Below are 11,988 nucleotides of genomic sequence, written 5' to 3' on the forward strand. Positions count from 1 at the left end.
ATATACCATGTGGGGGTATAGTATAGATATAAACAAAAAGGAAGTGATTGATTTGGATAAATTCTTACATGATCAACCAAGTAAACCAAGAACACGGGATGAAAAGGAAAAGACGATTAACCGTTTAAAACGTATAGAGGGTCAAGTGCGCGGTATCCAGAAGATGGTGGAAGAGGATCGATATTGTATGGATATTTTAGTGCAAATCAGCGCCATTCAATCCGCATTGAAAAATGTTGGTTTCAATGTCACGGAACGGCATATCAACCATTGTGTCAGTGATGCGATTAAACAAGGGGAAGGTCAGGAAACCATTGAGGAATTAATGAGTGTGATGAAGCAGTTTTCCAAGTAGGGGGGGAACGATGATGAGCGAAACAAATCATGAAACGCTTGGTATAACAGGAATGACCTGTGCTGCTTGCTCCAATCGTGTAGAAAAAGTTTTAAACAAAATGGATGGAGTGGAAGCCCAAGTCAATTTAACAACGGAAAAGGCCACCGTCGATTACGATTCGAATAAAGCTTCGATTGATGATATTACCGAGAAGATAGAAAATACTGGTTATGGTGTTTTGACAGAAAAGGCTGAACTGGATGTGATGGGGATGACGTGCGCAGCCTGTTCCAATCGGATCGAAAAAGTTTTAAATAAACAAGCGGGTGTTAAGAATGCAACCGTTAATTTAACAACGGAAAGTGCAACTGTTGAGTATAACACGGGATTAGTCGATCCAAATGCTTTGATTGAAAAGATCCGAAATATTGGCTATGATGCCAAACCAAAGGCAGAAGCAGAGGAAAAACAGTCCCATAAAGAGAGAGAACTGCAGCAAAAGAAGACAAAGCTGATTATTTCCGCTGTACTGTCTGCACCGTTGTTAGTAACGATGCTTGTTCATTTATTTGGCATGAACCTGCCGGCAATCTTCATGAATCCATGGTTTCAATTTGCTTTAGCAACACCCGTTCAATTTATCATTGGATGGCAATTTTATGTTGGTGCATATAAGAACCTTCGTAATGGCGGAGCGAATATGGATGTGCTTGTTGCATTGGGTACGAGTGCTGCTTATTTTTACAGTTTATACGAAGCACTTAAGACTATCGGCAATCCGGAATACATGCCGCATTTATATTTTGAAACGAGTGCTGTGTTAATAACCTTGATTTTATTTGGCAAGTATTTGGAAGCCAAAGCAAAAACCCAGACAACAAATGCACTTTCCTCTTTGCTGAATTTGCAGGCAAAAGAAGCCCGCGTTATAAGAAATGGCGAGGAAATCATGATTCCTGCCCGGGAAGTTGTTGTTGGTGATCGATTAGTTGTAAAGCCGGGAGAAAAAATGCCCGTTGACGGTATAGTTGCAAAAGGAAAAACATCTGTTGATGAGTCGATGATCACTGGTGAATCCATTCCGATCGAAAAGGATGTAAATGCAGCCGTTATCGGTTCGACGATAAACAAAAATGGATCGATTGAAATGGAAGCAACAAAGGTGGGGAAAGATACTGCCTTGGCATCGATTATTAAAGTGGTGGAAGAAGCGCAAGGATCGAAAGCTCCAATTCAACGGTTAGCTGATGTTATTTCCGGCTATTTTGTACCAATTGTTGTAGGAATTGCCTTTCTTACATTTATCATATGGATAGCTTTCGTCCAGCCTGGTCAGTTTGAATCCGCCTTGGTTGCGGCAATCGCTGTACTTGTTATTGCCTGTCCATGTGCCTTGGGGCTCGCGACGCCGACTTCGATTATGGTAGGTACAGGAAAAGCTGCCGAAAGCGGAATCTTGTTTAAAGGCGGAGAACACCTGGAGAAAACGCATCAGTTGGAAGCAATTATTCTTGACAAAACAGGAACGATTACAAAGGGAAAACCGGAAGTAACGAATTTTACTGGTGATGAAGAAGCAATTCAATTATTGGCCAGTGCAGAAAAAGGGTCGGAACATCCACTTGCAGAGGCCATTGTTGCTTATGCAACAGAGAAGGATATTGATTTTGTGGAAGTAGATGAATTTGATGCTATACCTGGCCATGGCATTGAAACGAAGATTTCCGGAAAACACGTTCTTGTTGGAAACCGAAAATTAATGCAAGATCATCAGGTCGATGTCGGTGGTGCGGAACAAGAATTGATTGATTATGAAGTGGAAGGGAAAACGGCGATGTTAATTGCTATTGAAGGACAGTATCGCGGAATTATTGCCGTTGCGGATACGATGAAAGAAACCGCACCACAAGCAATTAAAGAACTGCAGGAGCAGGGCCTCGAAGTGATCATGCTGACAGGTGACAACGAACGGACGGCACAAGCCATCGCAAAACAAGCGGGTATTGATCAGGTGATTGCGGAAGTATTACCTGAAGAAAAAGCGAATAAAGTGAAAGAAATTCAAGCACTGGATAAAAAGGTCGCGATGGTCGGTGATGGTGTGAACGATGCACCTGCATTAGTCACTGCGGATATTGGAATTGCCATTGGAACTGGTACAGAAGTTGCCATCGAAGCAGCTGATGTTACGATTCTTGGCGGGGAACTTTTGCTCATACCGAAAGCGATTCGAATCAGCCATGCAACAATTCGAAATATCCGGCAAAACCTGTTCTGGGCATTTGGCTACAATACAGCGGGAATCCCGGTTGCAGCAATCGGATTACTTGCACCGTGGATTGCTGGTGCGGCAATGGCATTAAGTTCAGTCAGTGTCGTTTCCAATTCCCTGCGATTGAAGCGGGTTAAAATATAATAACGGTGTTTTGGAGTCCGGTGATAAAAAGCTTGCGAAATTCTGATTTTCACAATGACAAATTTGTTCCGTCAGTGCATGGCTTTTTTACCGGACTTTTGAAGGGGGGTGAAATCAGGATGAAAAAGGTGACATTAGATGTACAAGGTATGTCATGTGGCCATTGTAAATCATCTGTTGAAGGTGCACTGAAAGGATTAGATGGAGTCAGCGGTGCTGAAGTTGATCTGGCCAGTGGAAAAGTAGATGTTACGTACGATGATGCGCAAGTCACGATGGCAGCTATGCGTGAAGCAGTGGAAGAGCAAGGTTATGATGTTGTAGCATAACTTCACATATGGGCTGGTTCCTTATAGGGGACCAGCTTTTAAATGTTACAAGTTTGCAATTGTTTTTTTGTTTGTATATAATACCATACAGGGGTATTGTATAATGTTATTAATTTGTTTAGCGGTAAGACTCATATTGGATTAAAGTATCACCTAAAAATTTTAAGGAATGTTAAATGTAAAGGAGTGATCGTATGGCAAATAACGATGAAAAACACAAATTCCATCAACATAATCATCAGCATAAACATGGTCATCACAGCCATGATGGTCATGCAGAGCACAACACCAAAAATCATGACCACCATGATCCTCAAAACCATCAGGAACACAGTAATCATGAAGGGCATGATCACGGCGATCACGATCACCACGACCATGGGGATATGGTGAACGAATTCAAAAAACGGTTTTATATTTCCGTAGTCGTTACGATTCCGATTCTAATTTTGTCACCAATGATACAGGTTTTCATCGGTGTTGACTGGCAATTTTGTCGGAAACAGGAAAAACGGTTGTATTTGTATTGGTTGAGGATGAATTAGTTGGCATGATTGCCTTGGCTGATATGGTCCGGGAGACAGCCCAAGAAGCGATTGCTTCCCTGAAAGATAAGGGTATTCATTCGGTCATGTTAACAGGTGATAATAAAAAAGTTGCGCACTGGGTCGCCAACCAATTGGATATTGACGAAGTATATGCGGAAGTTTTACCAGATAAAAAAGCCGACCAGGTGAAGGAAATTAAGTCAACAAAAGGATGGCAAGTTGCCATGACTGGTGATGGGGTAAATGATGCCCCTGCTTTAGCAACCGCCGATTTAGGAATTGCTATTGGTGCCGGTACAGATGTAGCCATGGAAACTGCTGACGTTGTTCTTGTGAAAAGTAACCCAAAAGACGTTGTTTCCTTAATCGGGTTATCCAAACAAACCTACCGGAAAATGATTCAGAATCTATGGTGGGCAACCGGGTATAACATTTTTGCAATACCACTTGCTGCAGGAGTCTTAGCCCCATTGGGAATCGTACTCAGCCCGGCAGTAGGGGCTGTATTAATGAGCCTGAGTACGGTGATAGTGGCGATCAATGCCCGGATGTTTACGTATGACAAACAATAAATAAATTTGAGGAGGATTGTGATGACTAACAAAAAACTATGTTGTTAATCATAAATGGGTTGTTGAAAGCGAACTTAAGCCAGTTAAATAAATCAGAAGAATGGTTAAATGTCCCAGGGGATTGATCCACCTGGGATATTTTTATTTTGAAGCGGGTGAAAAGAAAGAATGGGGAATCTATCAAAATCGAGCGAGACGCCATCTAAATCGAGCGAGTGGCAGTCAATATCGAGCGACACCGCACCTGAATCGAGCGAGAAATTAGTCAATCACAAAGTTTACAAGCAAAATGCCAGTGTTCACAAGAAATACGCTAGATGAAATGGTTCAATTCCGCATATTTCCTCTGTATTTTTTCATACTAAGCGTAAAAAGGAGGGCATATGATGGCAAAGCGTACGAAGAAGAATGATGCTGACCAAAAGAACAAGGATGGATTTGATTCCAGTAAAAGGGATTCTGCGTTCTCCAAAGAGGTTGGAAGTGCAGAGGCGAATCGAATTAAAAAGAAAGAGGCAAAACAAAGAAGAGAAGATCACTGGGACCTTTGACAGAAAATTGGACAATTGGCTGTTAGATGTGAGCAAAGTGTTGCAGTATCTGGAGCTTGAAAAGTACGGTATCAGGACACCCAGGACGGTTGCAGCGGTTGGCAAAGACGAAATGCTTCAGGCAGCGGAAAAATTTAACGGAAAAAAATTTATTACCAAACATAATCGTGCTGGTAAAGGGTTGGGCGTTCAGCTTTTTAACTCAATGGATGCACTAAATAGCTACATTAAGGGAGACAGTTTTGAAGAATCGGTTGACGGTATAACACTGCTTCAGGGATATATTGAATCACCTGTGTGAGTTTATCGGCGGCAAATTTTTATATGCCGTTCGTGTTGACACGTCGGATGGTTTTGAATTATGCCCTGCCGATGCATGCAGTCTTGATGATTTATCTTACCCATCAGGCGGCGAAAGTACCAAGCTGGCCAAATTTCAGGTCCGGGAAGGCTTTGATCATCCGATTATTGAAAAATATGAACGTGTGCTGGCAGCTAATAAAATTAAAATTGCCGGAATTGAATTTATCGAGGATAAAGAGGGAACTATTTTTATCTATGATATTAATACGAACACCAATTATAACAGTGAAGCGGAAGTAATTAACGGACAGTAGGGCATGCTTGAAGTTGCAAAATACTTAGGGAAGGAACTTGAAAAATTACAGATTGCTGTTCAGGTTTAATATCATGAGGAATTTGAAAAAGGAATCGAGTCACTAGAATTAGGATGAAGAGGAGAACCAGCCAGTCAGGTGCTCCTCTTTTGGCAATCAGAAAAATATATCGCAAATCCGCTGTAAATAGTTGCGATATCCGTATTTATGCTGTTTCGATTCCATTTTATGCATCGATATATGTGCGATTCTGGCCCAGATATGTGCGCTTTCCCATCACATATGTGCGATTTTATTTTTCAAGCACTTTCACTTGGGGCATTACTCCCCAAGCAGTATTGTTTACTATGCTTCGGATGGGCTTACCCCCGACAATGCCGTACTCTCTTTTTTTCCATGCATAAAGTAGTACAGTATAATGGTTGCCAGTACCATTACGCCCATTATTGTATACAGGGCACTGTAACCGGTTATCGGAATAATGAAGCCGAGCACATACGGTCCAAACCCAAGACCGGCATCAAGTGCGATATAGTAGGTGGATGTTGCCAATCCAATTCGGTAAGGTGGTGTTACCTTGACTGCAATAGCCTGTGTCGTTGATTGCATGTTCCCGAATCCGAAACCTATCAGAACACCTGCCAGTAATAACGGAATGCTGGATTCCGCTGTACTTAGCAAAATTAACCCTGTTGTAAACAGAATAAACGCCGGGTACATGACGGCATTTGCGCCCTTGATGTCCATTAATCGGCCGGTAAATGGGCGCGATACCAGGATTGCCACAGCATAAACAACGAAAAACAGGCTGGCCATTTCAACCAGATTAATTTCAATCGCATAAAAATTAATAAACGAAAGGACACTTGAATAACCAAGTGACAGGATAAGAATGACGACGGCGATTGGCAATGCATTTGGTTCGACAAAGTCCGAAAGTTTAAATTTCACTTTTTTGGCAGCTTTTGCAGGTTTTTCTACTTCCGGTACCTTTACAAAGAGGGAAATGATGAAACTAATGATTCCCAATGCCAAACAGAAGCCAAAAATCGCTGAAAAACTTGTATGCTGGCTCATAAACAGTCCGATGAAAGGCCCAATTGCCGTAGCCAGTGTAATACTCATGCTGTAATAACTGATTCCCTCTCCTTTGCGTACTTCCGGAATAACCTCTGCCACAATTGTTCCGGTGGCCGTACTTGCTATTCCAAGTGCAATTCCATGCAGAAAACGGGTGATCAGCAGAAAGGTAATTCCAATTTTAATAAAATACAAGACTGAAATGAGTACGAATAAGATCAGGCCCAGATAGAGCATTCGTTTGTTGCCGATTGTAGTGATCATTCGGCCGATAAACAGGCGCCCGATCAATGTTCCGATAATAAAAATACCTGTTACAAGTCCACCCTTGCTTTCAGAAACATGAAATTGTTCGACTGCATAAACGGCCATTGTCACCAATAATAAATAAAAGACTAAGTATAAGAAAAAGTTTGCTGATGACACTATGATAAAATCTTTGGTCCATAGTTTTGCTTTTGATTGATTCAAGATGCTCTCTCCCTATTTCTTCATGTTGTTTCGTATTTCTTCCATTATTTGAATGGTCTCCTGCTGTTGTTCTTCTGTTATGCCGGTTAACATCTCTTGTTCAAACTGATCAATCGTAATACGAACGGATTCATAAACGGTTATCCCAATCTCTGTAAGCTGTACACGTTTTTCACGCTTGTCCTTACCTTTGACCAGCTCGACATATTCCAATTCTTCCAGCCGGTTGATGGTTCTGGTTGTAGTAGGCTTTTCAACTCCCTGATAGTGTGATATATCCACATTCGTTGAAGCACCATAATTATACAAGTAATATAAAACGGTCCATTGTGCCCGGTGCAGGTTGTGTTTGCTCAATTGCTCATTCAGACGATTTTCAAATGGGCGATATAATAAGATAAGCTGATGAAAAAATTTTTGCGTGGATTTTATGGAAAAAACCTCCTTATATAATTAGCGTCCCTAACAGTTAGCGTGAATAACTATGTTAGTTTATCAATTTTGATGAAAATTGTCCAGTTTAGACAGAATAAAGATCCATAACTGTGGTGCAGTTTTCTTGGTTGAATTATCAAAAATGAGAACACCCCAGTAATTTAAAATTAATCCATTATGGTTGCGCAACACGAATAGCTCTGACTTTGATATAATGGCAGAGGAAAATGAATTAACGGTGGGGGACTATTATGGAAGAAAAAGGGGATGGAAAGTTTCCGGTGTTGGAGACGGAGCGTCTGATACTTCGCAAAATCAGCATGGATGACCTGGAAGATATGTATGAGTATGGCTCCAGTGATGAAGTATCCGCATATGTATCCTGGCCAACACATCAATCGATGGAGGATACAAAAAGGTTTGTTGAAACAGTGCTGGAGGAATATAGTCGTGGAGTGCTTCCAGTATTTTGGGGGATTGTTTTAAAAACGAGTCAAAAGCTGATAGGGACAATCAATTATGTTTCCTGGAAACCAAAGCATCAAACTGGTGAAATCGGCTATGTACTATCCCGGCATTATTGGGGACAGGGTTTCATGCCAGAGGCTGCTGAAAAAGTGCTGGAATACGGATTTTGCCAATTGGGACTGATTCGTGTCCAGGCACGTTGCTTCGTGGAAAACACTGGTTCGGAGAAAGTGATGCAGAAAGTTGGCATGACACACGAAGGGACAATGCGAAAAGCCATGTTTGCAAAAGGCAGACATTGGGACTTGCGGATGTATTCGGTTTTGGCAGATGAGTTTGGTGTTAACAAAAAATGATGAAACTCAAAAAGTATATTTAGAAGTTCACAATCGTACTTTAATTTTCGAACGGCTGTAAACATACACCGATTATAGTACATCATTTGTAAAATGGTACATATAATGATAATTTTAGATTGATAACTTATGAAATCGCTGTGTTTTATGCAGCTGACGTAAAGAAAACTGGAGGTAAGTGACGTGAAAATAATTGTAGCTGGGGGAGATGGCTTCTGTGGCTGGCCAACCGCACTCTATTTATCAAAACAGGGGCATGACATAGCCATTATTGATAACATGGCAAGAAGAAAATGGGACAATGAACTCCATTCGAATTCATTGACTCCTATCGCATCGCTTGAAGAACGGGTTGCGAAGTGGAAAGAACTGACAGGAAAAGAAATTCGGATTTACGATGGTGATTTGAACCATTATGATTTTTTACGGGAAGTTTTAAAAAAAGAACAGCCTGAAGCATTCGCCCACTTTGCGGAACAGCGCTCAGCCCCGTACTCGATGATCGATCGTGAGCATGCTGTATTCACTCAAAATAACAATGTGACCGGTACGCTGAACGTGTTATACGGTATCAAGGAAATTGTTCCGGAATGTCATCTGATCAAGCTGGGAACGATGGGCGAGTACGGTACTCCGAATATTCCGATTGAGGAAGGGTATATTGAGATTGAGCATAAAGGACGGAAGGATGTTTTGCCATTCCCGAAACAGCCTGGTTCTTTTTACCATCTGTCGAAAGTTCATGACAGCCATAATATTACGTTTGCCTGCAAAATCTGGGGCATTAAAGCGACTGATTTAAATCAGGGTGTTGTGTACGGTCTGGATACGGACGAGACGAAGATGGATCCAGTATTGGCCAACCGTCTTGATTATGACGGGGTATTTGGAACGGCACTGAATCGTTTTATCATCCAATCAACTATCGGCCATGATTTGACAGTTTATGGTAAAGGTGGTCAGACCCGCGGGTTTTTGAATATTAAAGATACGGTTCGCTGTATTGAAATTGCAGCTGAGAACCCGCCGGAAAATGGTGAATTCCAAGTGTTTAATCAATTTACCGAAGAATTTTCCGTAATGGATTTGGCAAAAATGGTTGTAAATGCAGCGAAAGAAGAAGGGCTTAATACCGAGATTGCCCACTTGGAAAATCCAAGAGTCGAACTGGAAGAGCATTTCTTTCAAGCCGAAAATACAAAATTGCAGGATCTGGGGCTTGAACCAAATCTGCTGACGGAAGAAGTCATTCGCGACATTATCAAAACCGTCATCAGCCATAAAGATCGTGTGATTAAAGAAAACGTACTGCCGCAAGTAACCTGGAAGTAATATAAGGACGTGTCATCATTGAAAATTGCAATTATAACCGAAACATTTCTGCCATCTACGGACGGTGTTGTTACCAGATTAAAGGCCTGTATCCGCTATTTTCTCCGGGAAGGCCATGATGTCCGGGTTATCGCACCGGATCTTGGCGTTTATGAATTTGAAGGGGCGAAAATTGATGGGTTGCCTGCATCGACACTGCCTTTTTACCGGTCCAAAAAGTTTGCATTGCCCAACCGGAATGTTAAAGATCTTTTGCTGAATTACGATCCGGATGTTGTTCATGTTGTCAATCCGGCGATTCTGGGTGCATCAGGGGTTTATTATGCCGAAAAACTGGGCTATCCGATGATCGCTTCATACCATACCAACGTGGCAAAATATCTGGATTACTACAAGCTTTCTCCATTTAAATGGCTGATATGGTGGTATTTCCGAAAGTTGCACAACAAGGCAGAATTGAACCTTTGTACGTCCAATACGGTTAAAGAAGAACTTGAGGAACGTGGTATCGAACGCGTCCATGTTTGGAAGCGAGGCGTGGATACAGAATTGTTTCACCCGAATAAATATAATCAGGAAATGCGGGATAAGCTAACGAATAATCAGCCTGAAAAACGGTTATTGCTTTATGTTGGCAGACTGGCAGCGGAAAAGGAAATTGAAAAAATCCGATCTGTGCTGGAGCGTTCAGATGATTTTGTCCTGGCGATTGTAGGTGACGGTCCGCATCGCAAAACCCTGGAAGGTCATTTTAATGGCACAAACACGGTATTTACCGGTTTGTTGCATGGCGAAGAGCTCGCCGCCGCATATGCATCCTCAGACGTATTTGTTTTTCCGTCAACAACTGAAACGCTTGGACTTGTCATTAGTGAGGCAATGGCATCAGGCTTGCCACTCGTTGCGGCTGAAAGTGGTCCAACATGTGAGCAGATTCAGGATAATCATAATGGCCTGTTGTATGACTCAGGAAAAGCAGGCGATTTTACGGAAACTGTTCTGAAGTTTGAGGATGAAACATTACGGAAACGTCTCGCTAAGGCAGCACATGAGGAGATTTCCAATTTGGGCTGGGACAGTCAATCGAGCCAGGTACTTGCGTATTATAAAGAGATAGCAAAAACGCAAAAAAGAAAGGTAATGTAATCGAGGTTTCTCATGACAAAGCATAAACGGAAAAGCGGTCCATTTCAATTCATGCAGTTCAGTGTCATCGGTGTTGCCAATGCGTTAATCGATATTGGGGCACTGAACCTGCTGCTTATTTTATTTTATACAGATGACAGAGCGATGTTGCTTTTGTATAATACTGTCGCGTATACATTGGCGATTATCAACAGCTATTTCTGGAATGCCAGATTTACCTTTCAGCATACTGCGAAGGGCAGTAACAGGCAGCGGATTTTATTCATCATCCAGGCTATTGTCAGTCTGGGAGTGAATAATCTGGTCTTTATTGGAGCAAATGCCTTAATGGAGGTTATCGGTATTCCGAATTGGCTTCGCTATAATGTCGCCAAAGGTCTGGCTATGTTCCTGTCATTTTTGGCAAGTTATTTTATGATTAAGTATGTTGTGTTCAGGAGAAAGAAAGGAAAAAACTGAGCTGATCGATGCTCAGTTTTTTTACGTCAGAAATGATAAGTTATGGTTGACCTTATAAGAAAACTCAATGAATGATAATATTTTCCAACATCCTAAAATTATAATTTAACCTCTTCTGCTATTTCTGTGGCATTCCAGGTGGATAATAATACGGCGATACTTTAATCCATCCGCGCTTTCGCATGAGCACTTTCATTTCCGCACCGAACAATGATTTTTCTGCTAAAAATTCCGCAAAAATGATAGACAAATCGGTTCTGATAGTCTGAGCAGCTGCGCTTGCACATAATGTTACGGCATATGCTGTTTTCACCGAAATTCCATTGGCGATCTCCACATCGGTTAATTTGACACCAAGGGGAACATCACTGGGATTGGAATCAGTTTTTTTTTCCGGCATTGGTGGCATTGGAGCGCCTTCCTTTAATAAAAACTTTTCCATCCGATTGGCTTGTGATGCACACTGGTCCAGACTTTTCTTTACTATTTTTCGTAAATCATCATCAGTTGTGGTGTTAAGTGCAATGTCCATATAGATTTTTGCCTCGTGCATAGTTGTGACATAGAGCCAGCAATAATAGGTTTCACCGACATGTAATGGTGGCTTTGGTTCATCATCAACCATTGTTTTTAATAATTTTACAGCACTTTCAAAAGGGTTCGCCACTAACCACACCTCCTGCTAATCATTATTTGCGGCAGATGCTTATGATATTCCTGAAATGCCATTTATGCCCCGTGTATTGTGCGGGCCGTATATTGGTGATAATATCGTTGCAACGGCGGGGGGGGGTGGCCGGATTCAAGGATATAAAGGACCTTCCTCGAATTGCTCATTTACGCTGACTAATTCACTACATTCTAAACCGGA

The 11,988-nt window shown here is 41.7% G+C and carries 12 protein-coding genes and 2 pseudogenes; 11 read left to right on the plus strand and 3 right to left on the minus strand.

Translation table 11 applies throughout. The features are described from left to right. The first annotated feature begins 52 nt into the window (after positions 1–52). From ABD010_RS04245 to ABD010_RS04275, 7 genes and pseudogenes are all read left to right on the plus strand, one after another. Positions 53–355 (plus strand): metal-sensing transcriptional repressor, encoded by a 303-nt coding sequence (locus tag ABD010_RS04245; protein ID WP_343810551.1) that lies wholly within the window; start codon positions 53–55, stop codon positions 353–355. Positions 356–368: 13 nt separating this feature from the next. After that, positions 369–2,753, plus strand: coding sequence for a heavy metal translocating P-type ATPase (locus ABD010_RS04250; protein ID WP_343811037.1), 2,385 nt, complete (start codon positions 369–371; stop codon positions 2,751–2,753). A 119-nt stretch (positions 2,754–2,872) separates the two neighbouring features. Beyond that, positions 2,873–3,082 (plus strand): copper chaperone CopZ, encoded by a 210-nt coding sequence (gene copZ / locus ABD010_RS04255; protein ID WP_343810553.1) that lies wholly within the window; start codon positions 2,873–2,875, stop codon positions 3,080–3,082. A gap of 194 nt (positions 3,083–3,276) precedes the next feature. Further along, positions 3,277–3,627 (plus strand): hypothetical protein, encoded by a 351-nt coding sequence (locus ABD010_RS04260; protein WP_343810555.1) that lies wholly within the window; start codon positions 3,277–3,279, stop codon positions 3,625–3,627. Next, a pseudogene (locus ABD010_RS04265) lies at positions 3,576–4,202 on the plus strand (HAD-IC family P-type ATPase); the annotation flags it as partial. The gene ABD010_RS04260 and the pseudogene ABD010_RS04265, both read left to right, overlap by 52 nt. Positions 4,203–4,585: 383 nt before the next feature. After that, positions 4,586–4,753, plus strand: coding sequence for a hypothetical protein (locus ABD010_RS04270; protein ID WP_343811061.1), 168 nt, complete (start codon positions 4,586–4,588; stop codon positions 4,751–4,753). A gap of 22 nt (positions 4,754–4,775) precedes the next feature. Further along, positions 4,776–5,370 (plus strand): annotated as a pseudogene (locus tag ABD010_RS04275) (ATP-grasp domain-containing protein); the annotation flags it as partial. Between the two features lie 345 nt (positions 5,371–5,715). On the opposite strand, the gene ABD010_RS04280 reads toward ABD010_RS04275, so the two are convergent. After that, positions 5,716–6,921, minus strand: coding sequence for an MFS transporter (locus tag ABD010_RS04280; RefSeq protein WP_343810557.1), 1,206 nt, complete (start codon positions 6,919–6,921; stop codon positions 5,716–5,718). A 12-nt stretch (positions 6,922–6,933) separates the two neighbouring features. Continuing rightward, complete coding sequence (locus tag ABD010_RS04285; RefSeq protein WP_343810559.1) at positions 6,934–7,278, minus strand: MarR family winged helix-turn-helix transcriptional regulator; 345 nt, start codon at positions 7,276–7,278, stop codon at positions 6,934–6,936. Between the two features lie 329 nt (positions 7,279–7,607). On the opposite strand from ABD010_RS04285, the gene ABD010_RS04290 reads away from it, so the two are divergent. The 4 genes from ABD010_RS04290 (at position 7,608) to ABD010_RS04305 (ending at position 11,117) form a co-directional block, all read left to right on the plus strand. Next, positions 7,608–8,180, plus strand: coding sequence for a GNAT family N-acetyltransferase (locus tag ABD010_RS04290; RefSeq protein ID WP_343810561.1), 573 nt, complete (start codon positions 7,608–7,610; stop codon positions 8,178–8,180). Between the two features lie 183 nt (positions 8,181–8,363). Then, positions 8,364–9,512 carry an NAD-dependent epimerase/dehydratase family protein gene (locus tag ABD010_RS04295; protein WP_343810563.1) on the plus strand — a complete coding sequence of 383 codons (1,149 nt, stop codon included), beginning with the start codon at positions 8,364–8,366 and terminating at the stop codon, positions 9,510–9,512. An 18-nt stretch (positions 9,513–9,530) separates the two neighbouring features. After that, positions 9,531–10,658: a glycosyltransferase family 4 protein gene (locus ABD010_RS04300; protein WP_343810565.1), complete on the plus strand. Its 1,128-nt coding sequence runs from the start codon at positions 9,531–9,533 to the stop codon at positions 10,656–10,658. A 12-nt stretch (positions 10,659–10,670) separates the two neighbouring features. Beyond that, positions 10,671–11,117: a GtrA family protein gene (locus ABD010_RS04305; RefSeq protein WP_343810568.1), complete on the plus strand. Its 447-nt coding sequence runs from the start codon at positions 10,671–10,673 to the stop codon at positions 11,115–11,117. 118 nt (positions 11,118–11,235) lie between these two features. Here the strand turns inward: ABD010_RS04305 and ABD010_RS04310 are convergent, their stop codons facing one another. Beyond that, positions 11,236–11,784: a DUF3231 family protein gene (locus ABD010_RS04310; protein WP_343810570.1), complete on the minus strand. Its 549-nt coding sequence runs from the start codon at positions 11,782–11,784 to the stop codon at positions 11,236–11,238. Positions 11,785–11,988 lie beyond the last annotated feature (204 nt).

The sequence above is a fragment of the Virgibacillus siamensis genome (assembly GCF_039522605.1).
Taxonomy (GTDB): domain Bacteria; phylum Bacillota; class Bacilli; order Bacillales; family Amphibacillaceae; genus Lentibacillus; species Lentibacillus siamensis.

Bases quoted from the DNA above. Each gene is read 5' to 3' on its own strand.
- ABD010_RS04305 (WP_343810568.1), top strand. From the start codon at position 10,671: ATGACAAAGCATAAACGGAAAAGCGGTCCATTTCAATTCATGCAGTTC.
- ABD010_RS04260 (WP_343810555.1), top strand. From the start codon at position 3,277: ATGGCAAATAACGATGAAAAACACAAATTCCATCAACATAATCATCAG.
- copZ (WP_343810553.1), top strand. From the start codon at position 2,873: ATGAAAAAGGTGACATTAGATGTACAAGGTATGTCATGTGGCCATTGT.
- ABD010_RS04290 (WP_343810561.1), top strand. From the start codon at position 7,608: ATGGAAGAAAAAGGGGATGGAAAGTTTCCGGTGTTGGAGACGGAGCGT.
- ABD010_RS04270 (WP_343811061.1), top strand. From the start codon at position 4,586: ATGATGGCAAAGCGTACGAAGAAGAATGATGCTGACCAAAAGAACAAG.
- ABD010_RS04250 (WP_343811037.1), top strand. From the start codon at position 369: ATGAGCGAAACAAATCATGAAACGCTTGGTATAACAGGAATGACCTGT.